The 26,276-nt window shown below is 41.3% G+C and carries 29 protein-coding genes; 16 read left to right on the top strand and 13 right to left on the bottom strand.

Features of this window, described 5'->3' with window-relative positions; all coding sequences use genetic code 11:
* The first annotated feature begins 287 nt into the window (after positions 1 to 287).
* Both rlmD and EV282_RS16910 read left to right on the top strand, forming a co-directional pair.
* On the top strand, positions 288 to 1,676 hold the full coding sequence (gene rlmD / locus EV282_RS16915; RefSeq protein WP_413466157.1) for a 23S rRNA (uracil(1939)-C(5))-methyltransferase RlmD: 1,389 nt from the start codon (positions 288 to 290) through the stop codon (positions 1,674 to 1,676).
* Positions 1,677 to 1,707: 31 nt separating this feature from the next.
* On the top strand, positions 1,708 to 2,271 hold the full coding sequence (locus tag EV282_RS16910; RefSeq protein WP_130297079.1) for a sugar O-acetyltransferase: 564 nt from the start codon (positions 1,708 to 1,710) through the stop codon (positions 2,269 to 2,271).
* Between the two features lie 228 nt (positions 2,272 to 2,499).
* Here EV282_RS16910 and EV282_RS16905 read toward each other — a convergent pair whose 3' ends face one another.
* The 5 genes from EV282_RS16905 to EV282_RS16890 all read right to left on the bottom strand — a co-directional run bounded on the left by EV282_RS16905 (position 2,500) and on the right by EV282_RS16890 (position 6,074).
* Complete coding sequence (locus tag EV282_RS16905; protein WP_130297078.1) at positions 2,500 to 2,664, bottom strand: YfhD family protein; 165 nt, start codon at positions 2,662 to 2,664, stop codon at positions 2,500 to 2,502.
* Positions 2,665 to 2,783: 119 nt separating this feature from the next.
* On the bottom strand, positions 2,784 to 2,921 hold the full coding sequence (locus EV282_RS20380; protein WP_156774208.1) for a hypothetical protein: 138 nt from the start codon (positions 2,919 to 2,921) through the stop codon (positions 2,784 to 2,786).
* 274 nt (positions 2,922 to 3,195) lie between these two features.
* The gene (locus EV282_RS16900) at positions 3,196 to 3,756 is read right to left on the bottom strand and encodes a GNAT family N-acetyltransferase (protein ID WP_130297077.1); all 561 of its coding nucleotides are present in this window, start codon (positions 3,754 to 3,756) and stop codon (positions 3,196 to 3,198) included.
* Positions 3,757 to 4,007: 251 nt separating this feature from the next.
* Positions 4,008 to 5,138: an amidohydrolase gene (locus EV282_RS16895; RefSeq protein ID WP_130297076.1), complete on the bottom strand. Its 1,131-nt coding sequence runs from the start codon at positions 5,136 to 5,138 to the stop codon at positions 4,008 to 4,010.
* A 30-nt stretch (positions 5,139 to 5,168) separates the two neighbouring features.
* Complete coding sequence (locus EV282_RS16890; protein WP_130297075.1) at positions 5,169 to 6,074, bottom strand: TIGR01777 family oxidoreductase; 906 nt, start codon at positions 6,072 to 6,074, stop codon at positions 5,169 to 5,171.
* Positions 6,075 to 6,213: 139 nt separating this feature from the next.
* On the opposite strand from EV282_RS16890, the gene recX reads away from it, so the two are divergent.
* Positions 6,214 to 7,029 carry a recombination regulator RecX gene (gene recX, locus EV282_RS16885; protein ID WP_130297074.1) on the top strand — a complete coding sequence of 272 codons (816 nt, stop codon included), beginning with the start codon at positions 6,214 to 6,216 and terminating at the stop codon, positions 7,027 to 7,029.
* Here recX and EV282_RS16880 read toward each other — a convergent pair.
* Complete coding sequence (locus EV282_RS16880) at positions 7,016 to 7,687, bottom strand: SDR family NAD(P)-dependent oxidoreductase (RefSeq protein ID WP_130297073.1); 672 nt, start codon at positions 7,685 to 7,687, stop codon at positions 7,016 to 7,018. The two genes, recX and EV282_RS16880, sit on opposite strands and share 14 nt — an antisense overlap.
* A 69-nt stretch (positions 7,688 to 7,756) precedes the next feature.
* On the opposite strand from EV282_RS16880, the gene EV282_RS16875 reads away from it, so the two are divergent.
* Positions 7,757 to 8,065: a YfhH family protein gene (locus EV282_RS16875; RefSeq protein ID WP_130297072.1), complete on the top strand. Its 309-nt coding sequence runs from the start codon at positions 7,757 to 7,759 to the stop codon at positions 8,063 to 8,065.
* Between the two features lie 283 nt (positions 8,066 to 8,348).
* Here EV282_RS16875 and EV282_RS16865 read toward each other — a convergent pair whose 3' ends face one another.
* Both EV282_RS16865 and sspK read right to left on the bottom strand, forming a co-directional pair.
* Complete coding sequence (locus EV282_RS16865; RefSeq protein ID WP_077364736.1) at positions 8,349 to 8,516, bottom strand: YpzG family protein; 168 nt, start codon at positions 8,514 to 8,516, stop codon at positions 8,349 to 8,351.
* Between the two features lie 39 nt (positions 8,517 to 8,555).
* Complete coding sequence (gene sspK, locus EV282_RS16860) at positions 8,556 to 8,711, bottom strand: small, acid-soluble spore protein K (RefSeq protein WP_066286185.1); 156 nt, start codon at positions 8,709 to 8,711, stop codon at positions 8,556 to 8,558.
* Positions 8,712 to 8,813: 102 nt separating this feature from the next.
* Between sspK and EV282_RS16855 the strand changes: the two genes are divergently transcribed.
* A complete protein-coding gene (locus EV282_RS16855; protein ID WP_130297070.1) occupies positions 8,814 to 9,080 on the top strand; it encodes a YfhJ family protein in 267 nt (88 codons plus the stop codon).
* A 14-nt stretch (positions 9,081 to 9,094) separates the two neighbouring features.
* On the opposite strand, the gene EV282_RS16850 is transcribed toward EV282_RS16855, so the two are convergent.
* Positions 9,095 to 10,096 carry a metal-dependent hydrolase gene (locus tag EV282_RS16850; RefSeq protein ID WP_130297069.1) on the bottom strand — a complete coding sequence of 334 codons (1,002 nt, stop codon included), beginning with the start codon at positions 10,094 to 10,096 and terminating at the stop codon, positions 9,095 to 9,097.
* A 38-nt stretch (positions 10,097 to 10,134) separates the two neighbouring features.
* Between EV282_RS16850 and EV282_RS16845 the strand changes: the two genes are divergently transcribed.
* From EV282_RS16845 to EV282_RS16835, 3 genes are read left to right on the top strand one after another with little or no spacing between them, the layout of a single operon-like run.
* Positions 10,135 to 10,449 carry a hypothetical protein gene (locus EV282_RS16845; protein ID WP_130297068.1) on the top strand — a complete coding sequence of 105 codons (315 nt, stop codon included), beginning with the start codon at positions 10,135 to 10,137 and terminating at the stop codon, positions 10,447 to 10,449.
* Position 10,450: 1 nt separating this feature from the next.
* Positions 10,451 to 11,566, top strand: a complete 1,116-nt coding sequence (mutY, locus tag EV282_RS16840) for an A/G-specific adenine glycosylase (RefSeq protein ID WP_242611937.1) — start codon at positions 10,451 to 10,453, stop codon at positions 11,564 to 11,566.
* Positions 11,563 to 12,318, top strand: coding sequence for an SDR family NAD(P)-dependent oxidoreductase (locus tag EV282_RS16835; protein ID WP_130297066.1), 756 nt, complete (start codon positions 11,563 to 11,565; stop codon positions 12,316 to 12,318). Before mutY ends, EV282_RS16835 begins: the two co-directional genes overlap by 4 nt.
* Positions 12,319 to 12,519: 201 nt before the next feature.
* Here the strand turns inward: EV282_RS16835 and EV282_RS16830 are convergent, their stop codons facing one another.
* Complete coding sequence (locus EV282_RS16830; RefSeq protein WP_066286205.1) at positions 12,520 to 12,744, bottom strand: hypothetical protein; 225 nt, start codon at positions 12,742 to 12,744, stop codon at positions 12,520 to 12,522.
* 143 nt (positions 12,745 to 12,887) lie between these two features.
* On the opposite strand from EV282_RS16830, the gene EV282_RS16825 reads away from it, so the two are divergent.
* From EV282_RS16825 to EV282_RS16790, 8 genes are all read left to right on the top strand, one after another.
* A complete protein-coding gene (locus EV282_RS16825; RefSeq protein WP_130297065.1) occupies positions 12,888 to 13,061 on the top strand; it encodes a gamma-type small acid-soluble spore protein in 174 nt (57 codons plus the stop codon).
* 744 nt (positions 13,062 to 13,805) lie between these two features.
* The gene (ntdP, locus tag EV282_RS16820; RefSeq protein WP_077364724.1) at positions 13,806 to 14,333 is read left to right on the top strand and encodes a nucleoside tri-diphosphate phosphatase; all 528 of its coding nucleotides are present in this window, start codon (positions 13,806 to 13,808) and stop codon (positions 14,331 to 14,333) included.
* Between the two features lie 108 nt (positions 14,334 to 14,441).
* Positions 14,442 to 16,184, top strand: coding sequence for an ABC transporter ATP-binding protein (locus EV282_RS16815; protein ID WP_130297064.1), 1,743 nt, complete (start codon positions 14,442 to 14,444; stop codon positions 16,182 to 16,184).
* Positions 16,185 to 16,394: 210 nt separating this feature from the next.
* A complete protein-coding gene (locus EV282_RS16810) occupies positions 16,395 to 17,402 on the top strand; it encodes an ABC transporter ATP-binding protein (protein WP_130297063.1) in 1,008 nt (335 codons plus the stop codon).
* A complete protein-coding gene (locus EV282_RS16805) occupies positions 17,377 to 18,351 on the top strand; it encodes an ABC transporter ATP-binding protein (RefSeq protein ID WP_130297062.1) in 975 nt (324 codons plus the stop codon). The genes EV282_RS16810 and EV282_RS16805 overlap by 26 nt, the downstream gene beginning before the upstream one ends.
* Before the next feature lie 59 nt (positions 18,352 to 18,410).
* Positions 18,411 to 20,012, top strand: coding sequence for an ABC transporter substrate-binding protein (locus EV282_RS16800; protein ID WP_130297061.1), 1,602 nt, complete (start codon positions 18,411 to 18,413; stop codon positions 20,010 to 20,012).
* 104 nt (positions 20,013 to 20,116) lie between these two features.
* Positions 20,117 to 21,121, top strand: a complete 1,005-nt coding sequence (locus EV282_RS16795) for an ABC transporter permease (RefSeq protein WP_130297060.1) — start codon at positions 20,117 to 20,119, stop codon at positions 21,119 to 21,121.
* A 13-nt stretch (positions 21,122 to 21,134) separates the two neighbouring features.
* Positions 21,135 to 22,067 carry an ABC transporter permease gene (locus EV282_RS16790; RefSeq protein WP_130297059.1) on the top strand — a complete coding sequence of 311 codons (933 nt, stop codon included), beginning with the start codon at positions 21,135 to 21,137 and terminating at the stop codon, positions 22,065 to 22,067.
* 44 nt (positions 22,068 to 22,111) lie between these two features.
* On the opposite strand, the gene EV282_RS16785 is transcribed toward EV282_RS16790, so the two are convergent.
* The 3 genes from EV282_RS16785 to EV282_RS16775 all read right to left on the bottom strand — a co-directional run bounded on the left by EV282_RS16785 (position 22,112) and on the right by EV282_RS16775 (position 26,214).
* Positions 22,112 to 23,086, bottom strand: coding sequence for a nuclease-related domain-containing protein (locus tag EV282_RS16785; RefSeq protein ID WP_130297058.1), 975 nt, complete (start codon positions 23,084 to 23,086; stop codon positions 22,112 to 22,114).
* Positions 23,087 to 23,417: 331 nt separating this feature from the next.
* Positions 23,418 to 24,488, bottom strand: a complete 1,071-nt coding sequence (locus tag EV282_RS16780; RefSeq protein WP_130297057.1) for an FUSC family protein — start codon at positions 24,486 to 24,488, stop codon at positions 23,418 to 23,420.
* A gap of 439 nt (positions 24,489 to 24,927) precedes the next feature.
* On the bottom strand, positions 24,928 to 26,214 hold the full coding sequence (locus EV282_RS16775) for a glutamate-1-semialdehyde 2,1-aminomutase (RefSeq protein ID WP_130297056.1): 1,287 nt from the start codon (positions 26,212 to 26,214) through the stop codon (positions 24,928 to 24,930).
* Positions 26,215 to 26,276: the final 62 nt, after the last annotated feature.

Below are 26,276 nucleotides of genomic sequence, written 5' to 3'. Positions count from 1 at the left end.
GGTGTTTTTGTAAACTCTGCAGACGATTTTTTCCTCCTTTTAGTTAATAGAACAATAACGAAAGCGGTTTCGTAAAAATGCAAAAAAATAATAATGCTATTAACAAAAGCGCTTTCGATAAAAACATTATACATGGGTTTTACTCTATTCAATCGGTACAAAGTGATATATTTGATTTTTCAAATAAATCTCATTGTCTGTTTATGCGGTGATGAAGTTGGTAGAAGCGGTTCGTTTCGTCTACAATAAGAAAAGCAACTTCTTAGCGAAGAAAAGAGTGAAAAAATTTGAAGAATACAAAGCAAGTTAATCCAATCATGAAAACCGGCCAAACGTTTCCGCTATCGATTAAACGACTAGGTATTAATGGAGAAGGAATCGGATTTTATAAACGCCAGGTGGTATTTGTTCCTGGTGCTCTTCCTGGTGAAGAAATTCAGGTGGAAGTTACAAAAGTGTTCCCGAACAGAGCTGAGGGCAAAATTAAAAAGATTAAAAAGAAGTCAAAAAACCGGACAACTCCGCCATGCCCGATTTACGAGGAGTGCGGAGGCTGTCAGCTTCAGCATTTGTCCTATCCTTCCCAGTTAAAAGAAAAAAGAGATATCGTGGCTCAGGCGTTTGAACGTTACACAAAAATTTCTAAGGACAAACTTCCTCTCGAGAAAACGATTGGAATGAAAGAACCATGGTATTACAGAAACAAGAGTCAGTTTCAAGTAGGCAAGATAAATGATACAGTCATCGCTGGCTTGTACAGCAGCAATTCTCATAAACTGATCAATATTGATCACTGCCTGGTTCAGCACGAAGATACGAATATCGTAACGAACAAGGTTAAACAGATCATCCGCGATCTTAACCTTCCTGTTTATAACGAAAGAAAACGTACTGGGAGCATTAGGACAATTGTGGTTCGTACTGCTTTTCGTACCGATCAAATACAACTTGTTCTTGTTACAGCTACAGAAGCCTTTCCTAAAAAAGAACTTTTCATAGCAGAAGTCAAAAAACGTCTTCCGCAAGTAACTTCGTTTGTTCAAAATGTTAATGAAGAAAAAACATCATTAATTTTTGGTGATCAAACAGAGGGTGTATACGGGAAAGATACGATAACAGAGCATTTAGGTGATCTTAGCTTCGAACTGTCTGCACGTGCGTTTTTTCAATTGAATCCGCAGCAGACGGTTAAACTGTATGATGAAGTAAAAAGGCAGGCTAACCTGACAGGTAAAGAAAAGCTTGTAGACGCTTATTGCGGTTCCGGAACCATTGGAATGTGGCTGTCTGATGGGGTAAAAGAAGTACGAGGTATGGATATTATTAAAGAATCAATTGAAGATGCAAGAAAAAATGCTGAGAAACATGGAATTACGAACGCCAAGTATGAAACGGGAAAAGCTGAAAAGCTGCTCCCTAAATGGCTAAAAGAAGGCTGGCATCCTGACATAATCGTTGTAGATCCGCCTAGAACAGGCTGTGACCAAGCCTTTCTTGAAACAGTTGCGAAAATCAAACCTAAACGGATGGTCTATGTTTCATGTAACCCATCAACTTTAGCCAAAGATGTCCACATGTTGATAAGTAAAGGATTTAAAATAGAGAATATAACGCCTGTGGATATGTTTCCGCAAACCGCGCAAGTAGAAGCTGTTTGTACGTTGGTCTTAGAATGATACCAGGATAGCATGGGGAGGAGGCTTTTTTATGACTTCAGAAAAAGAAAAGATGATTAACGGTGACATGTATCGGCCAAATGATCCACAATTAGAGAAAGAGCGCATAGAGGCCAGAAGGTTAACGAGATTGTATAATGCAACTCTCGAGAACGAGACCGAAAAGAGGAGCGAGCTGATTAAAGAACTATTTGGCTCAACGGGGGAAAACATTGGTATAGAACCTAACTTCAGATGTGATTACGGATACAACATACATGTTGGGGAAAACTTCTATGCAAACTTTGATTGTACAATCTTAGATGTTTGTGAAGTACGTATTGGAGATAACTGCATGCTTGCTCCGGGAGTTCATATCTATACGGCAACACATCCGTTAGATCCCCATGAACGGAACTCAGGTAAGGAATATGGTAAGCCTGTTCATATTGGGAACAATGTGTGGCTTGGAGGCAGTTCCATTATTAATCCAGGTGTGAAAATCGGCAATAATGCAGTTATCGCATCAGGAGCAGTTGTCACAAAAGATGTACCAGATAATGCAGTAGTAGGTGGAAACCCAGCAAAAATAATAAAAGTACTTTCAGTAAAATAAATTTATTGCTTCAAAAATTCTGATATATACACACTATCCACATGGTTTTCCACAGAAACTGTGTATAATACACAATTTTTGCACAGAATTGCACACAATCATTTATATAGTTAATTAAGTTATTCACAATATGCACATAGTTGTTGATAACTTTATCCACAAGTTATGCACTTTTGGAATTTTCTTATATCAAAAAAAGACCTGCTATCCCAGCAGGTCTTTTTGCACTTAGCGACGGCCCTTGTTCTGGCGTCGGTCAGCGGCTTGTGCACGAGCTTGCGCTTCAAGATCGTTTTGATCTGCCAATTCACTTGAGTACTCGACGTCAAGTCCTTTGGCTTGTGAAGCATTAGCTTTGTTGTGCGATGGGGACTTTCGGTTACGTTTTTCCACAAAAATACCTCCTTAAAGATATACAATGTTTGAAACGTAAATCAAAAGCTTGTGAGGAACTTGTCCTCGAACTTAGAATGTGCAGAATCGTAAAATCTAATACAGGAAGAATTCACCACTTACGAATAGTCTTCATTCGTCATTTCTTTCGTTTCTGCAACAGATTCTGCAGATTTTAATTCTTCCTTGTAAGTGACTTCTTGTGTTTTAGTTAAATCATTATTTCGCTCTTTTGCTTCTCGTTTGCTGCTTTTCATTAGAAAGACCTCCTTAAAATAAAAATGTAATCCTTTGTAGTTATTGAAGGTGTTGATTTCCACTCCAGAATGCTCGCTTTCCGCGGGGCGTGCGGTGAGCCTCCTGCCGCTTTGCGCCATTAGGAGTCTCCACCTGACCGCTCGTCCCGCAGGAGTCTCGCACCTTGCGCTCCAATCAACTTGCAAAGAGGATATTCACACAAATCAAAAAGACCACCCTCAAAAAATGAAGGTGGTCTTAGTATGTGCAACGTTTATTAACTTGTTTCGTGCATTAAGCTTCCTTTAATTGCTCTTCTGCCACTTCAAGAGGCTGAGTACGAAGCTGATGCATCAAATAGTTATCTTTTTCAATCTGATAAAGATTATAAATTTCTTCGCCTTGATTGAGCTGATCGTAAATATCCTTGCGTGTCTCATTTGCAAGTGTCACATAAGGAATTTTTTCAGCAGCTTTTTGTGAGCGAATGTTTACCTTTCTGATTCTCATAAACACGGTATGAATATCCTTTTCAAAAAATAACTCAGAAAAGAATGCTTCTTTCGCTAAGTTATTATAACCCTTGCCAAAGTATGGCTGACCGATCCATGTTCCAAGAAAACCGTAGCCATCTTGGACATCGAATAAATTAATGGTGCCGATAGGATTATGCCACTCATCCAAAATCGTTCTGGAAATGATTTTTCCTTGGTCTTCTTCCTCGATCGTTTGCTTCGTTAAGAACATGAATTCTTCAAAAGAAGCAGCTTTTTGACGTACAAAAGGGAAGACGTCTGGGTGCACCATTAAATTGTAAAGAACATGACTGTCTGATAAATCACGCTTTTTCAACAATTTAATCCCTCCTAGAGGGCAGAATTATCCCCCACCCTCGAATTAAGAATAAAAATTAATTCGGGGTGGGAATCGAACCCACTAGGACCAGTCATAGCTGGTGGCGCACCAATTGCCTTCCCTTGCTCAATATTTAATTTATGAAAATAATTTTGGTGTTCTATAGAGCACTTTTTAGTTAGACCGGATTAATCGAAATCCGCATGTTGCTCTTCTTGTATCATAAGACATTTTTCTAAAAAAGAAAATAGTTATTTTGTAGATTTTTTGTAAATTATTTCGCCTTCAATCATGGTCATAACAGGTGTTGCCGAAAAGTGGAACGGATGCTCTGTCCATAAGGATAAATCAGCATCTTTCCCAGGTTCGATACTTCCGACACGATTCGCTATTCCAAGGTTTCTGGCTGGTGCGATCGTGATTCCTTCAAGCGCTTTTTTTTCGCTCAATCCTTCCCGTACGGCAATGGCTGCACAAACGTTCAAGTATTGGATAGGAATATAAGGATGATCGGTTGTAATCGAAACTTCGACATTATTTTCAGATAGTATACGATACGTGTCCCATGTTTTATTTTTAAGTTCTATCTTAGACTTTCGGGTTAAAGTTGGTCCAACGCTGACCTTAAGATTTAAATCTTTCAGTGAATCTGCGATTAAGTGTCCTTCTGTACAATGCTCAATGCGGAAATCCAGGTTAAACTCTTCAGCGAAACGGATAGCTGACAATATATCATCAGCACGGTGGGCATGAATGCGTACAGGTATCTCGCGGTTTAATGCTGCAGCAATGGGAGCGACTCGGAGATTATCTTGATAAGCCGAACCCTGTGCCTGGTAAAACGCTTCACGGAGCATCCCCATAATTCCCATACGGGTAATGGAGTCATTGTGTCGTCCGCTATGGATCCTCTTGGGATTCTCGCCTAATGCAATTTTAAGGCCAGCTGTTTCTTTGATAATCATTTTTCTTATATCTTGACCGTGTGTCTTAATAACTGAAGTCGTACCCCCGATTACATTCGCGCTTCCTGGCATGATGTGGGCCGTCGTGACCCCGAAACGCACAGCATCTTTAAATGCAATATCTAAAGGATGACACCCATCGATCGCACGAATATGCGGAGTAAGCACTTCGTGTGTTTCATTGGCATCATTTCCGGCCCATCCTGTTCCTTCATCATAAAGACCTAGATGTGTATGTACATCAATAAATCCGGGAAGGAGATGAAGGTTTTCTGCATCTATAATTTCCATATCAGAAGATGGTTCAATCGATGCTTCAACAGCAATGATCTTGCCGTTTTCAATGAGGACATCTCCTTGCTCCAGCTCAGCGCTCGTAATAGGGTATACTTTTGCATTTTTAATCAATTTTTTCATAATGTGTCACCTGATAGATTATTTTTATTATCATTGTAACAAATCATGTAAAGCCCCCTTCAGATGAGGAAATTTAAATGAAAAATCTAAGTTCATCGCTTTTTCTGGAAGTACTTGCTGCCCTTTAAGAATCAGCATGCTCATTTCTCCAAACAAAAGCTTAAACGCAAACGAGGGGGCTGGGAGCCAGTGTGGCCGATGCATCACATCACCAGTGACCTGGCCAAACTCTTTCATCGTAACTGGTCCAGGAGCAGTAGCATTTACGGGACCTTCGTATTTGCCGTTTTGAAGTACCTCTTTTATTAGGCGGGCAACATCTTCAACGTGCACCCATGAAACCCACTGTTCACCAGACCCTACAGTTCCTCCTGCAAAAAAACGGTACGGCAGAGTTAACTGAGGAAGGACACCTCCGTCACGGCCTAAAATAAGTCCAAAACGGGTAAATACCGTTCGGCATCCTAGATTCTTTGCTTCGCTTGCTTTTGTTTCCCATGCTTTAACGACTTCAGCTAAAAAGTCGGTGCCATGTCTTGTTGTCTGCTCTGTGAAAACTTCTTTTTTTGAAGTGCCGTAATAACCGATAGCAGATGCGTTGATCCAGACAGAAGGAGGCTCAGGCATCTTTTTGGCAAGATCTAACAGAGATTCCGTTGCTTTTAAACGGCTGTTTAAAATTTTTTGCTTTTTATTGTCAGTCCATCTCCCATTGATAGATTCACCAGCAAGGTTAATAATCGCATCGATTCTAGGGAGATTTTTTTCAGGCGTACTTTGAGGAGTTAGCCATTCTACATAAGAAACGTTTTCTTGACTAGGTTTGTTATTTGTATTTCGTGTCAGGATAAATATTTTGTAGTGATCTTTAGTCAGTAAATCCGTAATGTGTTTTCCGACAAATCCGGTGCCGCCGGATATTAAAATGTTTTTCATAAAAGACTCCTCTCACCATTATCTTTATTACTATTTACCTCTCCCTATTCAATTCCCTTGTTTACGAACTATAAAAGGGGTATTTTTTCAAACTGCAAGAAGACTTATGTTAAAATATAAGCTGAAAGAAGGTGGGTAGATGGCTGTAATAACAAGGATTTCTGCTCAGCAAAAAAATGATGAACGATTTAATGTGTTTATTCAAAAAGGAAAAAAAGAAGAGTTCGCTTTTAGTGTGGATGCTGACGTTTTGATAAAGTTTCAACTTCAAAAAGGTATGGAGATCGATGAGGATGAATGGCAAGAGATCATCGAAGAAGATGAGTATCGAAAAGCTTTTAATAAAGCACTTCACTTTTTGTCTTATCGAATGCGGACAGTACATGAAATAGAAGCGTATCTTGAGAAAAAAGAGGTCACTGAGTCTACGATCAAAAGAGTGATTGAAAAATTATCAGAGTATGATTTTGTTAATGATAAAACTTTTGCCGATTCGTTCGTGAAAACCCGGATGAACACTTCTTTTAAAGGACCAGGCGCTATCCGCCAGGAGCTTAAGAAAAAGGGCGTCGGGGAGAGTGATACCCAAGAGGCGCTGGACCAGTTCACATATGAGGAGCAGCTTGAGGCGTCGGTTAAGTTTATTCAAAAACAATTTAGAAGCACTGCAAAACGTTCTGAGAAAGAACAAAAACAAAAAATTGCTCAGCAGCTTCAGCAAAAAGGATTCAATTGGGAAGTGATCGAGATGGCTTTCCAAGAGGCAAAGATCAGCCAGTCTCCTGAAGAAGAAAAAGAAGCCCTGCTGGTTCATGCGAAAAAAGCACATCAAAAATATAAGAAATACACAGGTTATGAGTACGAATCACGCATGAAGCGTTTTTTATACAGCAAGGGCTTTGATTCATCTGTTATATCAGAAGTTCTAAATGGAGACGAGCTTAACGATCTATAAAAATTTCTGAACGATTATCGTCCTGATCGAAAATCATTTTTGCAACCGTTTCCGGGGATTTTAAACGAGAGCGGTCTTTAATGTGATCGGTATCGTCCCAAAAAGGGGTATCCATCCCGCCCATATAGACCGCTGTAGGAAATATCCCGGTTCCTTCCCATTCCTTAACAATGCTTTCTGTAAAACCGCGCACTGCAAATTTAGTCGCACAGTATACAGACTCATTCACTTTTCCTCTTAGGCCAGCAGTGGAGATAATGTTCATTACTTTGCCGTAGCCTTGTTTTTGAAAGAGAGAATAAACGGCTTGTGAAGGATAAATCGTTCCATACACATTTGTATGAACCATGAGCTCAATATCGTCTTTTGTTAAGGCGTTTAAAGGTTCAAAAACACCAGTTCCTGCATTGTTGATTACAAGGTGTACAGGTTCTTTTTCAAATATTGCATGTAAAGTGGTTTGTACTTGCTCATAATCGGCAACATCGCAAACTTGATAAGAAACGCGATTATCATTTTGTGATAGGGTTTCTATGGCTTGCTGAAGTTTCGATTCTGTACGCCCGATCAGGCATACATGAAATTCTTTGCTGTATTGTTTTGCCAGAGCCAAGCCAAGACCTGAACCACCGCCTGTAATAATGACAGTTTTATTCATAATATCACTCCTATATAAAGTAGGTTTGAATCCACGTTTCAGCGTACAGAAAAGAGAGGAAAGATTCAAATGGAAAAAAGATTTAGCGAGATGACTGAGTCTGAAATAAGAGCAGAGATTGCTTCTTTAAGAGCAAAAGCACAAAAAGCAGAACAAATGGGCATGGTGAGTGAGTACGCTGTTCATGAACGTAAAATTGCGATGGCGAAATGCTATCTGATGGATCCTGCAACCATTGAAAGCGGAAAAGAATACGGCATACAAGGAGATCCGGGCTCCACTTTTTCGGTTCTTTACTTAAATGGTATTTTTGCCTGGGGTTATAAAAATAAACAGAGTACGTTAGAAGCCTTGCCGATTTCGGTGCTTGAAGCATAAACATTTTGAAAGTAGTTGATTTCCGCTCCAGGATGCTCGCTTTCCGCGGGGCAGGCGGTGAGCCCCTTGCCGCTTTGCGCCGTTAAGGGTCTCACCTGACCGCTTGTCCCGCAGGAGTCTCGCATCCTTACGCTCCAATCAACTTGCAAAAGAAGAATCTTGATTTCTGTTACAGGATGCTCGCTTCAGGATGTGAGTGTATGTATATTTATGGCCACCAAATCAGTTCGCTTAAAAAAACATAAATAAAGAAGCGATAACAGGACCGCTTCTTTATTCTTCACTATGAACGCTTACGTGTTTGAATTTCAAGCACATAGTTATTTAATGCTTGCTGGGTCTCCCCATTCACTTGATTGTACGCATGCTTCGAATTGGCACGCGGCGAGTGAAAGGGGTCAGAATATTTTCCGTTAAATCGTGTTGATGAGAAGTAATCTTTCTTGTTCAACTGATTCACCCCCCAGAATGAAATTCATAACCGCAAGAGTTACTGATCATCTCGGTGTTGATTGGATAAAAACATTCGCTCCTGTGGATGGTCGCGAGTTGATCCATCTGGCCGTTTAGAAGAGAATTCTTCTTTTGCTCTCGGCTCACCTGAGAAGGAGATCCGATTAGGGAAGTTTTTCGATTTATTTCGCATGTGGTATTACCTCCTTTAAATCGGTTCTCAACTAGTATGAAACGTAATAGAAACCTTTATGTGACGGGGCTTTCTTTAAAATTTGGATAAGGAGGGAGAATAATGGAAGAGCGTTTTGAAAGATTAGCGAAAATGCTTCAAAAAGTGAACCCTGGCCTGAGTTATCAAGAATCCAGGGAATGGGTGGAAGGATTATGGGAAGATTTTGAATCAACCCGTGCAAGAGCTGGAAGGGAATATGAGGGTCAAGATGTAACCGAGAAGATGGTGACACAGCTCATTAATTCATACGGCCACAAGCTGCACGAATACTTCTCAAGCAATCCAAAATTTCAGCGATTCATTAAAAAAGACGGGCCGATTAACTAAGCCCGTCTCTTTACTTATTCATTGTTGTTTAAAAGATCCATCGGTGAGAAATCCATTTTCTTTTTTAGCCTGTCTTCAGAATATACCCATCCTGTGTAAGATGTGATAATGTTCAGGTTCTCATCGAGTTGGACCATGGCGACAAAAGGATAGTGACCTTTACTTCGGTATCTGAGATCAATAAATTGAACCATATGACCATGATCGTTCTTTTCAACTTCCCATCTGTGAACAGGTGAGAAGGAAAGAAAGGCGGAAATGTTTTTATCCAATTTCGCCGCATCCACGATTTTGGTCTGCGGAATGGGTAGCCTGTCAAATGTATCCCAGATCGTTACTTTCCCATTTTTTAACCCAGCAACGAAAAATTCATGCTTTGACTTAATGGCTAAATGATATTGTCCCCAGCGCATGGTCGGACTTGCATAAATTTCTTCAGCTTCAGGTAGTTTTTTTAAGACAATCTTGTTAACCTTTTGACGTGCAAGAATGCGCCAAATGTAATAAAAGACAAGAATGACATACACGCCTAAGAATGTGTATCCTGGATTTACTCCCACATACCAAAGGAGAAGACCGGCGATATGAAGGAAAAAGATAAATGGATCAAAGATGCTGATAACACCTAAGGCAATCCATTTCTTTGATAAAGGATACAGAGCTTGTGTGCCATAAGCGTTGAATATATCTACAAAAACATGCAGGAAAACAGCTATAGCGGTCCATAAGAGCAGTTTCCCGCTGTCAGCCTGCGGAACAAATAATGATATAATGCCGAATAATAGAAGCGGCCAGATCACCAATGCGGGCAGGGAATGGGTTAGACCCCTGTGGTTACGAATATAGACTGCGTTGTTTTTTAGCTTTAGAATAGTATCAAAATCAGGAGCCTGGGAACCGATTAAAGTCCCGGCGAGGATGGCTTGGGATGTCGCTGGATCATTTGCGATTGCAGGGTCCAGCATGGCTAAACCGCCTAATCCCAACCCCATCACAATATGTGTGCCTGTATCCAAGGCGACCACCTCCTATGTAGGGAATGGAGTGAAAGATAATGTTAACAGTTTTTATGGAGTATAAAGTAAATCCAGAGACACTTCAATCATATGAGTACGAAATGGCATCTGTGATTGATGAACTTAAAAAACTAGGCGCAGCCGACATTCAATGGTACAGGGCTGCGGATCAGCCGTCGCTTTATGTTGAATATTTTAAGGTAAACGATAAAGAAGCATATGAAACAATAAAAGAAAAACGTACGTCTAGAGAGCACCCTGTTTTTTCAAAACTTTTCCCGCTCGTGTCAGGGGGAGCAGAAAAAATTCACTGCTGGGCGTTTGAAAAAATGAACGTAAAGGAAGATCTCTAAATTGAACACAACAAGTAATAGTTTATTTTCCCTCGATGCGTCATATGTGAAACAATTTCAAGAACAATTGCTTACTTGGTATAGTGAAAATAAACGCACTCTGCCATGGCGAGAAAACCAAGATCCCTACCGTGTCTGGGTATCCGAAATCATGCTTCAGCAAACAAGAGTAGATACTGTTATTCCTTATTTCGAACGGTTCACCAGCCTTTTTCCTACTCTTCAAGATCTTGCTTCTGCTGATGAAGAGAAAGTACTTAAAGCTTGGGAGGGTCTAGGTTATTATTCCCGAGTTCGAAACTTACAAACCGCTGTAAAAGAAGTATGCGAATCTTATGGCGGAAAAGTGCCTGATACACCAAAGGAAATTGCGGGTTTAAAAGGTGTTGGACCGTATACGGCTGGAGCTATTTTAAGTATTGCGTATGGAATTCCTGAGCCTGCTGTTGATGGCAACGTGATGCGTGTTTTATCGAGAATCCTTTTAATAGAAGAAGATATCAGCAAGCCAAAAACCCGGATCTTGTTTGAAAAAGCAGTTCGTGAGCTTATATCTCATGAGGATCCGTCATCTTTTAACCAAGCAATGATGGAGCTTGGAGCGTTGATCTGTACACCAAAATCACCTGCTTGTCTGCTTTGCCCGATGCGGGAACTCTGTAAAGGTTTCGAGAAAGGAAAGCAGCATGAGCTTCCTGTTAAACTTGGTAAAACAAAAGTGAGAAAAGCAAAGATGGCTTCAGGAATAATAGTTGGGGAAGATGGACGCTTCCTAATTCACAAAAGACCTTCGGAAGGTCTGCTCGCAAACATGTGGGAGTTTCCGAATACGGAATATGTTGGTGAAAACAAAAATGCAGAAATGGATGCAATAAAAGGATATTTGGACGAAAATATTTGCGTTGAAGCTGTCCTTGAGGAAAAGGCTGGTTATATTGAGCATGTTTTTTCACATTTAAAATGGGAAATCAATATATGGCAAGGAAAAATACTTGAAAGTACTGAAGAGCTGCCACCGGATTGGAAATGGGTAACAGTAGAGGAGCTGGACCAGTATCCGTTTCCTGTTTCTCATCAAAAAATTATTCGGCTAATAAAGGAGGCAATCATTGTATGAATTTAGAACTTAAAGGAAAATCGGTTCTCGTTACAGGCGGGTCGAAAGGAATCGGTCAGGCGATTGCCTATGCATTCTTAGATGAGGGTGCAAAAGTTGGAATTGTAGGTAGGACTTTGAGTGATCTGGAATCGGCTCAAAAAGAAGGGATCGAGATTTTTCAAGGTGATGTAACAGATGAACATGATCGTAAACGTGTGATGAAAGACTTCTTGGAGAAGTTTGGTACGATTGATGTCCTCGTTAATAACGCAGGCGGCAGCAATGGGTCAACGGTTATGGAAACAAGCATGGAACAGTTTGAAGAAGCGATGCATCTGAACTTTTTATCAGCTGTGGACTTAAGCAAACAAGCTGCGGAAGTGATGAGTGGAAATGCTGATGGCGGAGCAATTATTAACATTTCATCCATTTTCGGCCGTGAATCAGGTGGAAAGCCGACTTATAATGCGAGCAAAGCGGCAATGATTTCCTTCACGAAATCATTTGGTGATGAGATGATTTCAAAAGGTGTCCGAGTAAACGGGGTTGCTCCTGGTTCTATTTTACATGAAACAGGAAATTGGAAGAAAAGGCTGGAACAAGATCCAGATCAAATAAATGCATTCGTTGAAGAACATATTTCCGCCGGACGTTTCGGTACAGTAGAAGAAGTTGCAAATGTAGCAGTATTTTTAGCGTCTAAGAGAGCTTCCTGGGTCGTAGGGAGCACGCTGAACGTCGACGGTGGCCAGTCTTATAGCAATTTCTAATAAAAACAAGCCCTAGCGAAGCGGAGGGCTTGTTTTTATGCGCGTTCGCAAAGATTTATGCGCGTTCGCAAAGATTTATGCGCGTTCGCAAAGATTTATGCGCGTTCGCAAAGATTTATGCGCGTTCGCAAAGATTTATGCGCGTTTACGCAATCATAACAAAAGCAAAAGATCCCCAAGCTCGTTGGGGGATCCTCCTATTCAATCATATTTAACTTCGGTCCCGTGTGTCCAATCAGCTTCGCCGCGTTTTAAGCCGCCGCGAGCTTCGATTTCTTTAATGATTTCTCTGTGAATACTCGTGCCTTCTTCGTTTAGATAAGGGGCCATCTGCTGCAGTGAGTGATGAAAATAGGCGAGCTCTTCGTCTTTCCATTCATTTTTGCTGGTCATACTCAGTTCGGTCATATCTCTTCCTACATACATGATTTCAACCCTCCTTAAATTAGTGTAATCATTCATTTATCCCCCAATTTTTTAACTTTTAATACTGGAAATATCTATTAATAAAAACTCCTTATAAAACACGTCTACCCCGGGTAAATTATATTTCGTGGAGGTGAAAAAACATGGACAAACAACAACAAAAACAACAACAGCAGCAAGCTCGCCAAAAGCAGCAAGCTCAACAACAACAAGCTGGTCAGTCTTACGGAACTGAATTTGCTAGCGAAACTAACGCTCAGGAAGTTCGTCAGCAAAACCAACAGTCTCAACAAGGTAAGAACCAACAACAAAAATAACCTCTATCCAGGAATGCTCCCTAATCACTAGGGGGCATTTTTTGGTTTTATTTTTTAATCAAAAAGCTTTTTTTCTAAAGGATTGTTACTTCTGGTTCTTATTTCTCTCTTCATCTGCAAGTTGATTGGAGCGCAAGGTTGCCGACTCCTCGAAAATGGAAAATCACATTTTCTTCGTGCGATTGTAAAGCTGCCGAGGCCTTCCTTGTCCTACGGGACGAGCGTGCCAACTACATGAATATCCTTCTCGCAAGGAATGCGACGAGGAATCTGGCTTGGTTGAGAATAGCTTTTAGACACAGGAGCGCATATGCTTCATTGAAACTCCTAATGGCGCAAAGCGGTAGGAAGCTCTCTGCACGCCCCGTGGAAAGCGGGTAACCTGGAGTGGAAATCAACCACATTCAAGAGCAACAGAGTTTGCTGAAACAGTTTTTATAAAAAACCAATACGTTTTCTATACATAACCGATGGGAATACTATTAGAGCGGAATTATTATAAAAAAGGCGTTTATTTTTAAAAAACAGGGACAAGTACATTTCCAAACTATTCTTAAAACGATATAATAAAGTAGAGAAAAAAGCGTGTTTTGTAAGAAAGTAATGAACGGGAATAAAAAACAAATGTAGAACGAGGTTTAAACATGGAGCTGGTGAATTACCGACAAATGGTTTGAAGAAAGGAGAGTCAGCAACTCAATAGGTAACATTAGCTTCCGGAACTCGGGCAGAAAGGAGAGAGAGATGAGTTTTCCTGCAACCGGAAGTATAATCAATATTCAAAGCTACAAACATAATGGCTACCTCCACCGTAACTGGGAGGATACTGTCATTCTGAAAGGGACTCCCAGTCAGGTTATCTGCGGTAATGACCGGATCTTGGTTACCGAATCTGACGGCCGTCAATGGCGGACAAGAGAACCTGCTATATGCTATTTTAATTCCAAGCAGTGGTTCAACGTGATTGGCATGATACGGGAAGATGGTATTTATTATTATTGCAACCTTGGCTCCCCATTTATGTGGGACAAGGAAGCGTTGAAGTATATTGATTATGATTTAGATATTAAAGTCTTTCCAGATGGAACTTATATCTTATTAGATGAGGACGAATATGAGCTTCACAAAAGAATGATGAGGTATCCGAGTCAGCTGGATACGATCATTCAAAAAAATCTTCAAGAATTAATCATGATGGTTACACAGAAAAAGGGACCTTTTGAACCTGGATTTGTGGAACAATGGTATGAAAGATATTTAGAATTTCGTTAAAAAGGAAAACCTGTTGAGTAGTCAGCGGGTTATCCTTTTTTTACTCATTACGAGAATAACTTGGCAGATGCCAAGTTTTCTTTATGAATACAGAATGGTGTGATATGCATGGATAGTATTAAGCGATATTTGGCTTTTGTTAAACCCTACAAATGGCAGATCTTTTGGACAATTTTAATTGGTCTTGCCAAATTCGGAATTCCTTTAATGACTCCGCTCATTCTCAAATATGTATTGGACGACATTATTCAAACATCATTGCCGTTTGATGAAAAGATGAATAAGCTATATTGGCTGATGGGCGGTGCCGCCATTATATTTGTTGTTCTTCGACCGCCGATTGAATATTGGAGACAGTACTATGCGCAGTGGGTCGGAAGTAAAATTTTGTATGATATTCGTGATAAAATGTTCGACCATATTCAGCGCTTAAGTCTTCGTTTTTATTCGAATAATAAATCTGGAGAAATCATTTCAAGAGTCATTCATGATGTGGAACAGACAAAAACGTTTGTAATCACAGGTCTTATGAATGTTTGGCTTGATATGGCAACCATCGTTATTGCTGTAGCCATCATGTTTTCCATGGATTTCTGGCTGACCATCGTCGCCTTATCGATGCTGCCGGTCTATGCGTTTTCGGTAAAATTTTTCTATGCCCGTCTTCGCCAGCTGACGAAAGATCGTTCACAGGCACTTGCTGAAGTACAGGGGCATCTGCATGAAAGAGTTCAAGGGATGTCAGTCATTCGAAGTTTTGCGCTGGAAGATCATGAGCAAGTTCAGTTTGATAAACGCAACTCAAAATTTTTAAATAAAGCGATGGATCATACGAAGTGGAACGCAAAAACGTTCTCAGTTGTAAACACGGTGACAGATATCGCTCCGCTTCTCGTAATCGGGTTCGCGGCGTATCAAGCCATCACTGGAAACATCACGATTGGAGCATTAGTAGCTTTTGTAGCTTATATGGACAGGCTTTACAATCCATTAAGACGCCTTGTGAATTCTTCAACAACTCTTACACAATCCATTGCTTCAATGGACAGGATGTTTGAATTTTTGGATGAATCCTATGACATTGAAGATTCGCCTGGAGCAAAGTCTTTAGATAATGTAAAAGGGGCATTGGATTTTGAAAATGTTTCTTTTACCTATAATGAGAATGAAACGGATGTACTCCATAACGTATCGTTATCTGTCGAGCCTGGGGAAACGATTGCCCTGGTCGGAATGAGCGGGGGAGGAAAGTCATCATTAATTAGTCTAATTCCGCGGTTTTACGATGTAACAGAGGGAAGCATCAAGCTTGATGGAACAGATATACGCGATTTTCAGGTAAGGTCTTTGCGCGATAAAATCGGGATGGTTCTGCAGGATAACATTTTGTTCAGCGAGTCTGTACGCGCCAACATCCTAATGGGAAATCCTGATGCTTCAGATGAAGAGATGATCTCAGCCGCTAAAGCAGCGAACGCACACGATTTTATCATGAATTTGCCGCAAGGATACGATACTAAAATAGGGGAACGTGGAGTTAAGCTCTCAGGCGGCCAGAAGCAGCGTGTTGCCATCTCAAGAGTATTTTTGAAAAATCCTCCGATCCTAATTCTGGATGAAGCGACCTCTGCACTTGATCTAGAAAGCGAACACCTTATCCAAGAAGCACTTGAGAAGCTCGCAAAAGACCGGACAACGTTCATCGTGGCACACCGGTTGTCTACGATCACTCATGCTGACCGTATCATTGTTATTGATCATGGTAAGATCGCAGAAATAGGCAAACACAAAGAGTTAATGGAAAAACAAGGACCTTATTATGATTTATTTACGGTTCAACAATTGAGTTAATGTGACAAAGACTGGCAGATGCCGGTCTTTTTTGTAATCTTTTATGAAATTAATCCAATAAAGTTAGGTCTTTATCCCTACATCCGGAGGAGTATTTGTCGATTATTCTGAAAATTAATTATTGTCAAAATGTCAGAGTAGTGTCATAATTCACAACAGAGAAGTAATATTCTAGGAAATTTGACAGCTTAGAGAAAGGAGTGAGATCTCATGGGGAATCCAGTTTTAGAAGTTAAGAATCTGAAAACTTCTTTCCTGACAGAGGATGGCGCAATTCCAGCGGTTGACGGTGTCGATTTTCATATCAATCCCGGCGAAGTTTTAGGAATTGTTGGTGAGTCCGGCTGTGGCAAGAGCGTAACATCACTATCTGTCATGGGCTTAGTACCTACCCCGCCTGGGAAGATCGAAGGGGAAATCCTCTTTAAAGGTGAAAATCTTGCTTCTGCACCAGAAAAAAGGATGCGGAAAATTAGAGGCAATGAGATCGGCATGATATTTCAGGAGCCGATGACAAGCTTGAATCCGGTTATTACAATCGGTGACCAGCTTATTGAATCACTGCGCATACATAGAAAATGGTCAAAGAAAGAAGCATGGGGCAAAGCGATTGAAATGCTTAAGCTTGTTGGATTGCCAAGAGCTGAAGAGCTCGTAAAAGAGTATCCGCATCAGTTATCGGGAGGTATGCGTCAGCGCGTCATGATCGCGATGGCCATGATCTGTGACCCGAAGCTTCTAATCGCGGACGAGCCTACAACTGCTCTTGATGTAACGATCCAAGCCCAAATTCTAGACTTAATGAAGCGGTTAAACAAAGAAACTGATACTGCCATTATGATGATAACTCATGACCTTGGTGTAGTTGCTGAAATGTGTGAACGTGTAGTTGTTATGTATGCTGGAAAAGTAGTTGAAGAGGGCGATGTAAAAACCATTTTCCAAAACCCGCAGCATCCATATACAGTTGGACTGATCAAGTCAGTACCAGATATGAGGGAAAAGGTTGGCAGACTTTATTCCATTCCTGGGAATGTTCCAAAGCCTGGTTCCATAAAGTCAGGCTGTTCATTCGCACCGCGCTGTGAGCATGCAGGAACAAGATGTATCTCTGAAACTCCGCATCTTAAAACTCAAGAAGGCAGCCATCAAGTAAGATGCTGGCTTTATGAGGAGAAGGGAGTGAACCTGCATGAGTCAGACACAGCCATTAGTTAAAGTAGAGAATCTAAAAATGCACTTTCCGATCAAAGGCGGAGTGCTAGGCAAACAAGTCGGTGAAGTAAAGGCTGTAGATGGTATTTCCTTTTTTATAAAAAAAGGAGAAACACTAGGACTTGTAGGGGAGAGCGGATGCGGCAAGTCCACAACAGGACGAATGCTCTTACGGCTTTTGGAACCTACTGAAGGAAAAATTTACTTCGAAGGCGAAGATATTACTAAACTGTCAACAAACGCGATGAGAAAAAAACGCCGTGAAATGCAGATGGTGTTTCAGGATCCTTTCGCATCACTCAATCCGCGTCACACGGTTGAAAAGATTTTAGAAGAACCTTTAATCGTTCACGGTGTAAAGGATAAAGCGGAACGAAAAAGAAGAGTGAAAGAATTGCTCGAAGTAGTAGGGCTCAGCAGCTGGCATGCCAAACGCTATCCTCACCAATTTTCAGGAGGACAGCGCCAGCGGATAGGGATTGCAAGAGCTCTTGCTGTTAATCCGAAGCTGATCATAGCGGACGAGCCTGTATCTGCATTGGATGTTTCCATTCAATCGCAGGTGCTGAACCTAATGCAGGATCTGCAGAAAGAATTCGATTTAACTTATCTTTTCATCGCACATGATCTGGGAGTTGTACGCCATATCAGTGACAGAGTCGGGGTGATGTATCTGGGGCATATCGTGGAGCTTGCCGATAGTGAAAAACTATACGACAACCCGAAACACCCATACACTCAGGCACTACTATCTGCCGTTCCGATTCCGGATGTTGAACATCAAAAGGATCGCGTCATCCTTCAAGGGGATGTACCGAGTCCGTCCAATCCGCCAGCCGGCTGTCCGTTTCATACGAGATGCCCGCAAGCGATGGAACATTGTGCATCAGTAAAACCTGTTTTAAAAGAAGTTGCTGAAGGCCACTACGCTGCCTGCCATTTATACGAATAAACGGTAAGCGCGTACATATACAAAAAGGCACTATTAAAATGAGAACTGGGGGAAAGAAGATGAAGAAAAGTCTATTAACTTTATTTGCTTTAATGCTTGCTTTATCTCTAGCTTTGGCAGGATGTTCATCAGGCAATGACAGCAGCAAAGGTGGAGACGACGAAAAAGTCGATCCGAACAATGTTATGATCTACGGCCGCGGTGGGGACTCCGTTGCACTTGATCCAGCTGTTGTAACAGACGGTGAATCTTTCATCGTTACAGAACAAATCTATGAGCCGCTAGTAAACTACGGCAAAGATAACACAGATATCGTTCCTGGTCTTGCAAAGAAATGGGATATTTCTGAAGATGGCTTAACGTATACGTTTGAGCTTGAAGAAGGCGTTAAGTTCCATGATGGTGAGAAGTTCAACGCTGATGCGGTAGTGAAGAACTTTGACCGTTGGGCACAAAGTAAAGATGGCGAAAAATTCGCTTACTACGGATCTATGTTTGGTGGATTTGAAGGTGACGAAGGCCATGTCATTAAAGATGTAAAAGCTGATGGCGAATACAAAGTAGTTATCACTTTAAACAAGCCACAAGCTCCATTCTTAAAGAACGTTGCAATGAGCCCGTTCGCAATCGCGAGCCCGAAATCTTTAGATGGTGACAAGCTCAGCAAACAGCCAGTTGGTACTGGACCTTTCAAATTCAAGAGCTGGAAGCCAAACGACACGATCGTACTTGAAAAGAACGCTGATTACTGGATGGATGGTCTTCCAAAACTTGATGGCGTAACTTTCAAAGTAATTAAAGACAACTCTTCTCGTTTAAATGCTTTAACAAAAGGCGAGATCGACTTAATGGATGCTCTTAATCCATCTGATATGAAAAAAGTAACAGATAACGGAAAGCTTCAATTGTTCGAACGTCCTTCAATGAACGTTGGTTACCTAGGATTTAACGTTGAAAAAGCACCATTCGATAAGAAAGAAGTACGTCAGGCGATCAGCCACTTGATCGACAAGCAAGCGATCATCGACAACTTCTATGAAGGAACTGCTGAGCCGGCTAAAAACCCAATGCCTCCTTCAATCGCTGGTTACAACGATGAAATCCAAGATCGCGAGTATGACGAAGCAAAAGCTAAAGAACTTTTAGCTAAAGCAGGATTAGAAAAAGGATTTGAAATGGATCTATGGGCAATGCCAGTAGCACGTCCATACATGCCGAACGGTCAAAAAGTAGCTGAAGCAATCCAAGCAAAACTTGCAAAAGTTAATATCAAAGCTAACATCGTAACTTTTGAGTGGGGTACTTACCTTGAGAAAGTTCAAAAAGGTGAAGCACCAATGTTCATGCTAGGCTGGACTGGTGATAATGGAGATGCGGATAACTTCCTTTATACGCTTCTTGACAAAGACACGATCGATTCTAACAACTACTCTCGTTACGCGAACGAAGAAGTTCATAAGCTATTAGTTGAAGCTCAAACAACAGCTGATGAAGCGAAGCGTGAGGAACTTTACAAAAAAGCTCAAGTAATTATTCATGACGATGCTCCATGGGTTCCGCTTGTTCACTCTAAGCCTCAATTGGCTGGCGCAAGCAAAATCAAAGGATTCGTTCCACATCCAACTGGATCTCAATCTTTCGTGGATGTATCTTTCGAATAAGGTATGGCGGGGAGTATGGCCTAATATAGCCTGCTCCCCTTTTTTTGCAAAATGACTAAGTAACCTATCATACTTGTAATTCTTCTAAAGAAAGAGGTGACCCTATGTTTGCCTATACTATCAGACGGTTAGCGACGCTCGTTCCTGTACTTCTAGGAATGACATTTATAGTTTTTATGATGATTCGTGCTATCCCGGGGAATCCAGCACAATTAATTTTAGGGCAGCAGGCCACGAAAGAAGCCGTTGCATCTTTAACAAAGCGACTTGGGTTAGATCAGCCTTGGTACACACAATTTATCGATTATTTAAAAGGTCTGTTTACTGGAGATCTAGGAGTTTCACTTAAAACGAACGTACCGATCGCAGAGGAAATCTGGCCATATTTAGCAGCGACTATTGAATTGGCGCTCGTAGCGATGATCATCGCAATCGTAATTGGTATTAATGCTGGTATCATCTCAGCTTGGTTCCAAAATTCATGGTTTGACTATGCTGCAATGGTGCTCGCTTTAATAGGGATTTCTATGCCGATCTTCTGGCTCGGTTTGATGGAGCAATATGTATTCTCCATCCACTTTGATCTATTGCCTACTACAGGGCGTGATAATATTCGTGTTCCGGTAGATCCGATAACGCACTTATATCTAATTGATACTCTGCTTCAAGGCAGAATGGATCAGTTTGTTGAAGTAGTGAAGCACCTTATCTTACCTGGTGTTGCCCTTGCAACAATCCCAATGGCAATCATTGCACGTATGACGCGTTCAAGCATGCTTGAAGTAATGCGTTCAGATTACATCCGTACCGCTCGTGCAAAAGGTATGAAAATGTTCTGGGTCGTTTACAAGCATTCATTGAAAAATGCTTTAATTCCGGTTGTTACGGTTATCGGATTGCAAACAGGATTACTCCTCGGTGGAGCTATTCTGACAGAAACAATCTTCGGATGGCCAGGGATTGGTACGTATATTTACGATGCGATCTCCTACCGTGATTATCCAGTTATTCAATCAGGTATTCTTGTGGTGGCTACCATCTTTGTATTAATTAACTTACTCGTGGATCTGCTCTATGCAGCAATCGATCCAAGAATTAAATTTAAGTAGGAGGGATTAGAGAATGTCAGAACTAACTAGATCACAACCTCCCGTAGTCCCGCAGCCGGATCCGCAGCCGCAGCATATACCAGCGGAACCTGTGGAAGACAAAGTAATCTCTCCTTGGAAAGATGCTTGGAGAAGTTTTAAAAAGAATAAAATAGCACTTGTCGGCCTGTCGATCGTATCCTTTTTTATTTTGATCGCGCTGCTCGCAGATGTGTTAGCTCCATACGATTACAGTGATGTCCAGCTAAAAGACAAACACATTTCGCCATCAGCTGAACACTGGTTCGGAACAGACGAATTTGGCCGTGATATTTTAAGCCGTATCATCCACGGTGCCCGAATCTCGCTATGGGTAGGTTTCTTCTCGGTAGCCGGCTCTGTCATCGTAGGTTCGTTGCTCGGGATCGTAGCCGGTTATTACGGCAGGTGGGTTGATGGCATCATTTCACGTATTTTTGATATCCTGCTTGCGTTCCCGAGTATCTTGCTTGCGATTGCAGTAGTATCTGTACTAGGACCATCCCTGAAGAATGCGTTGATCGCGATTGCCATCATCAACGTTCCAACGTTCGGACGTTTATTGCGTTCAAGGGTACTTAGTGTAAAAGAAGAAGAATATATCACAGCAGCACGGGCGATCGGTATGAGTGATTTTCGGATTCTCGTTCATCACATCTTGCCGAACAGCTTAGCTCCGATCATCGTTCAAGGAACACTAGCTATCGCAACAGCCATCATTGAAGCGGCAGCTCTAGGATTCTTGGGGATGGGGGCTCAGCCGCCGACTCCAGAATGGGGGAAAATGCTTGCTGATTCGAAAGACTTCATCATCCAGGCACCATGGACGGTATTGTTCCCAGGTCTCGCGATCATGCTGACAGTACTAGGTTTCAACCTGATGGGTGACGGCCTCCGTGATGCACTCGATCCGCGGATGAAGAGCTAATAAGAAGTGAAATGAGGAGGCTTGGCATATGCCAAGCTTCTTTTTTAATGAACTTCTTCTAGGAGTGGATTGAGGTGGTAATGGCGGGATCGATTTGTTCCAGATGCAGGCAGATTTAAAGACCGTAAAAGGTGATAGGCTTGACTGCTTGATGATAGATTTAAATAGTAAGCACATTCATGATTAGTAATTGTTTTAGAGATTAAAAGGGCATAATCTTGCAGTGCCTCAATATGTGCAGTCTTTGAAGAAGTATGACAAGTATTGCAATGCCACTTCCCCCATTCATATCTCATAATGGAATGAGAGCACTTAGGACAAAACACCCCTTTGGCGAGTTCATTCTTTTTTACTTGAAAGAGTTCGCAAATATCAGGATCATATGAAGAGGTTAATTTAATTAATAATCTGGTTAACTTCTTAATTTGTTTTTGTGTAAGAATGGGTGTGGGATATTTTCGAGCAAGGCTTTCAAATTTTTGTTGAAGACCTGAACTTTTAATTACTTTTTCTTTAGCTTCCTTATATGTGGGAGAGGATTCAACAATAGCAGAAGGATGAGTCATTACGACAAGAGTTTCAATGGGAATAGAAGGCATTTTATGCTGTTCAAGAATTTTAGAGAGATGATATTGTTGACGATTGACCTGATCAATGGGGTTTGCGAATCCTTCTTCTTTTCCATCATAAGTTCGAATGAATTGAAAGAACTGATCTTCAAATAGCAGATGGCCAGCCATGTATTTAATTTCGAGAATGGTAATGAAACTAGGGGTTATAAGCAAGGTGTCCATTTGAAAGTAATATTTATCTTCCTGTATACGTAGACCGTGAAGATAATAAATGTCCTTTGGCAAATATCGATAAAAATATTCTAAAGATTGTTCACCTTTAAAGCCAGAAGAATGATTCCGAAGCTGTTCTTGGAATTCTTCTTTCCTAAAGTGTTTGGGAGGAATTCTCCTAACTAATTTTGATAATTTAGTAATAAAAATGGGTGTTTTCCTTTGCTTTTTCAAATGTTAGCCTCCTTAGTATTTTTGGATACTGTTAGGAATCCCATTTTGCCGCATGATACCGTTTGAAGCAAAAAGCAAGATTCCTATTTTCGCACCTGAAAGTGGGCGAATCCACAAATTCCACCTATGAATCCACGAGATTTTAGGCTCAATCCACGAGTTTTATCCCTGAATCCAAAAGTTTTTAGCTCTTATCCACGAGTTTACATTCCTCGACAGGAATCGACAGAAGTCCAGCCATCCGTATCGAGCTAACTTCTGCCAGCGCACCATCCAAACCAACAACAAAAAACCAGCCCCCACAAAAGGGCTGGCCTGCTTACATCTTCATCTAATCCTCAAACCGCTGGTCCAATTGAACTTCGCTGTCGTCCTGATGGTAGTTTTTAAAGCTTTCTACCAGTGTGTTCAAGTGTTCAAGCTGGTCGCTGTAATCGATGATCAGTGCGAATACCGGGAAGAGCTCAATCCACTCTTCATTATCAGGGCTTTTATAATAGCTCATGATGCATTTCATGAGCGCCTTCTTGCTGATCTCGTCGTCCATGTCGAGTGTGTGCTGCGCTCTGATTTTATCAGTGTATTTCAGCAGCATCTGTTCGTGGAAGTTTGTTAATCCATCGAGCTTCAGCTGAATCAGTTCCTGAAGCGGTTCAGGCATGTTGTATAATTCGTTTTCATGCCGGTGCAGGCTCTTCAGCAGTTCCAGCGCTTTGTTGGTCGTCTGGATCATCTGCCTGTAGAGTACAAGCTTACGGGTCTTCGAATATTTATTAGTCCTGAAATAAGTTCGCTCTTCTTTATATAATAGATAATATTGATCCATCTTAAAGCGGTTTTCTTTTAGATGAGTCAAATCTTCCTTAATCGCATTATGTTCTGATGCGTGTCTCGTGACCATGCGAATCCATTTAATAATTTCATCGGTATGACCTGAGATCTTATAATACAATTTTGTTTCGTATTTAGGAGGCATGAATACCAGGTTTACTAAGAATGCCGATAGGACGCCGAGCATAATGAGCAAGAACCGGTCCACAGCAAAACCAATAAAGTTCTCTGTGTGGCTCTCCATGATCACGATTACCGTAACAATGGATAACGGTATTGTTTTTTCAATTTTCATCTTTAAGTTGGCTGCGATAACGAGTACAACAACAAATCCAATTACAAACGGGTTATTACCTAGCAAAATAACAAAAATAATAGCAAAGATTGCACCTACAAGATTCCCTTGAATCTGTTCCAAGATGGTTTGATACGACCTGTAGATGGAAGGCTGAATCGCGAATGTTGCAGCAATAGCCGCGTAAACCGGCTGGTCCAGTTGAAACATCATCGCCAGGTAGATCGATAACGATATGGCTAAACCCGTTTTAATCATTCGGGCTCCTAATTTCATAACTGCGATAATTCCTTTCTCATAAAAAATGTTAATAATCTCAAACACTATAAACTGTTTTTTAAGTTTAATCAAGTCAGAGTGTGTTAACAAATTGTGAAAATTGCAGACTTACATACCGTATGAAAAGGCAACGGTATTTATTACTTGTTTTCCCCTAAAACAAAAAAAGAATCCGTGCTAAGACGGATTCTTTATTCTTTTAAGTTTTGGATGTTTTCGCAAACTTTGTTACTCTTGTAACTAGTTGATTTCTGGTCTAGATTGCTTGCTTTCCACGGGGCGTGCGGTGAGCACACTTGCCTTTCTGCGCCTTTGAGTGGTCTCACCTGACCGCTCGTCCCGTAGGAGTCTCGCACCTTCCACCCAATCAACTTGTCAGTGAAGTGAATAAATAAAATGAATTAAAAGCAACAAACTTTTAAAAATGGACTAAATCTTAAAGTCTGCTAAATGCTCTACCAGCTGCTTCAATCGTTGTCATCACGTCTTCTTCCGTATGGGCAGTTGTTAAGAACATCGCTTCATACTTGGAAGGAGCAAGGTTAATGCCTTCGTTAAGCATTTGTTTAAAATACCTTCCGAATATCTCTCCATCGGTTGCTTCAGCCTGCTCGTAATTCACGATCTTTTCATCTGTAAAATAAAGAGTTAATGCACCTTTCAAGCGGTTGATGCTCACGGAAACGTTATGTTTCGCAGCTTGTTCCAGCAATCCATTTTCAAGAATCACTCCTAAACGATCCATCTCCTCATATACCCCTTCTTGCTTCAATACTTCCAAGCAGGCAATTCCGGCTGAGATGGAAGCCGGGTTTCCAGCCATCGTTCCTGCTTGATACGCAGGTCCAAGCGGAGCTACTTTTTCCATGATCTCTTTTTTGCCGCCGTATGCACCAATTGGGAGTCCACCGCCGATAATTTTACCAAGTGCTGTCATATCGGGCTTCACACCTAGTAAATCTTGTGCGCCTCCATACATAAAACGGAAAGCTGTAATGACTTCATCATAGATTACGAGAGCGCCATGCTCGTGAGTAATGTCATTAATCGCTTGTAAAAATCCTTCTTTCGGCTCAACGATTCCGAAGTTCCCAACGATCGGTTCCACAAGAACAGCAGCAATTTGGTCGCCCCATTTGTCCATAGCAGCACGGTAAGCATCAACATCGTTAAAAGGAACCGTGATCACTTCTTGTGCGATGCTTTTCGGAACGCCTGCAGAATCCGGTGTTCCGAGTGTGGATGGACCAGATCCGGCAGCAACAAGAACCAAATCAGAATGGCCGTGGTAGCAGCCAGCGAATTTAATGATTTTATCACGGCCGGTATAAGCACGAGCAACACGGATCGTCGTCATAACCGCTTCAGTTCCAGAGTTTACAAATCGAACTTTATCCATCGCCGGCATGGCTTCTTTTAGCATTTTTGCAAATTTAACTTCAAGTGCAGTAGGTGTCCCGTAAAGAACGCCGTTTTCAGCAGCTTTAACGATCGCTTTTGTAACATGAGGGTGAGCATGTCCAGTAATAATAGGACCATAAGCAGCTAAGTAATCAATATAGCGGTTGCCGTCCTCATCCCAAAAATAAGCACCTTCAGCGCGTTCCATGAAAACTGGTGCACCGCCTCCAACTGCTTTAAATGAACGCGAAGGGCTGTTAACACCTCCGACAATATGTAAGAGAGCTTCATCATATAGAGCTTCAGATCGAGAGTGATTCATATATAATTCCTCCTAAATAACTAAGTAACCTTGAGTACAACTAGTATTGTAGCATGAAAAGC

Origin of the sequence: Fictibacillus sp. BK138 (genome assembly GCF_004216955.1) — a bacterium.
Lineage (GTDB): Bacteria > Bacillota > Bacilli > Bacillales > Fictibacillaceae > Fictibacillus.
The sequence above is the reverse complement of the archived record's forward strand: the minus strand, read 5'-3'. Positions and strand labels throughout refer to the sequence as shown.

Excerpts from the sequence above, each read along its gene's own strand:
- EV282_RS16910 (WP_130297079.1), top strand. The coding sequence starts at position 1,708 with ATGACTTCAGAAAAAGAAAAGATGATTAACGGTGACATGTATCGGCCA.
- EV282_RS20380 (WP_156774208.1), bottom strand. The coding sequence starts at position 2,921 with ATGAAAAGCAGCAAACGAGAAGCAAAAGAGCGAAATAATGATTTAACT.
- EV282_RS16895 (WP_130297076.1), bottom strand. The coding sequence starts at position 5,138 with ATGAAAAAATTGATTAAAAATGCAAAAGTATACCCTATTACGAGCGCT.
- EV282_RS16890 (WP_130297075.1), bottom strand. The coding sequence starts at position 6,074 with ATGAAAAACATTTTAATATCCGGCGGCACCGGATTTGTCGGAAAACAC.
- recX (WP_130297074.1), top strand. The coding sequence starts at position 6,214 with ATGGCTGTAATAACAAGGATTTCTGCTCAGCAAAAAAATGATGAACGA.
- EV282_RS16880 (WP_130297073.1), bottom strand. The coding sequence starts at position 7,687 with ATGAATAAAACTGTCATTATTACAGGCGGTGGTTCAGGTCTTGGCTTG.
- EV282_RS16875 (WP_130297072.1), top strand. The coding sequence starts at position 7,757 with ATGGAAAAAAGATTTAGCGAGATGACTGAGTCTGAAATAAGAGCAGAG.
- sspK (WP_066286185.1), bottom strand. The coding sequence starts at position 8,711 with ATGCGAAATAAATCGAAAAACTTCCCTAATCGGATCTCCTTCTCAGGT.
- EV282_RS16855 (WP_130297070.1), top strand. The coding sequence starts at position 8,814 with ATGGAAGAGCGTTTTGAAAGATTAGCGAAAATGCTTCAAAAAGTGAAC.
- EV282_RS16845 (WP_130297068.1), top strand. The coding sequence starts at position 10,135 with ATGTTAACAGTTTTTATGGAGTATAAAGTAAATCCAGAGACACTTCAA.
- EV282_RS16835 (WP_130297066.1), top strand. The coding sequence starts at position 11,563 with ATGAATTTAGAACTTAAAGGAAAATCGGTTCTCGTTACAGGCGGGTCG.
- EV282_RS16830 (WP_066286205.1), bottom strand. The coding sequence starts at position 12,744 with ATGTATGTAGGAAGAGATATGACCGAACTGAGTATGACCAGCAAAAAT.
- EV282_RS16825 (WP_130297065.1), top strand. The coding sequence starts at position 12,888 with ATGGACAAACAACAACAAAAACAACAACAGCAGCAAGCTCGCCAAAAG.
- ntdP (WP_077364724.1), top strand. The coding sequence starts at position 13,806 with ATGAGTTTTCCTGCAACCGGAAGTATAATCAATATTCAAAGCTACAAA.
- EV282_RS16815 (WP_130297064.1), top strand. The coding sequence starts at position 14,442 with ATGGATAGTATTAAGCGATATTTGGCTTTTGTTAAACCCTACAAATGG.
- EV282_RS16810 (WP_130297063.1), top strand. The coding sequence starts at position 16,395 with ATGGGGAATCCAGTTTTAGAAGTTAAGAATCTGAAAACTTCTTTCCTG.
- EV282_RS16805 (WP_130297062.1), top strand. The coding sequence starts at position 17,377 with ATGAGTCAGACACAGCCATTAGTTAAAGTAGAGAATCTAAAAATGCAC.
- EV282_RS16800 (WP_130297061.1), top strand. The coding sequence starts at position 18,411 with ATGAAGAAAAGTCTATTAACTTTATTTGCTTTAATGCTTGCTTTATCT.
- EV282_RS16795 (WP_130297060.1), top strand. The coding sequence starts at position 20,117 with ATGTTTGCCTATACTATCAGACGGTTAGCGACGCTCGTTCCTGTACTT.
- EV282_RS16790 (WP_130297059.1), top strand. The coding sequence starts at position 21,135 with ATGTCAGAACTAACTAGATCACAACCTCCCGTAGTCCCGCAGCCGGAT.
- EV282_RS16780 (WP_130297057.1), bottom strand. The coding sequence starts at position 24,488 with ATGAAATTAGGAGCCCGAATGATTAAAACGGGTTTAGCCATATCGTTA.
- EV282_RS16775 (WP_130297056.1), bottom strand. The coding sequence starts at position 26,214 with ATGAATCACTCTCGATCTGAAGCTCTATATGATGAAGCTCTCTTACAT.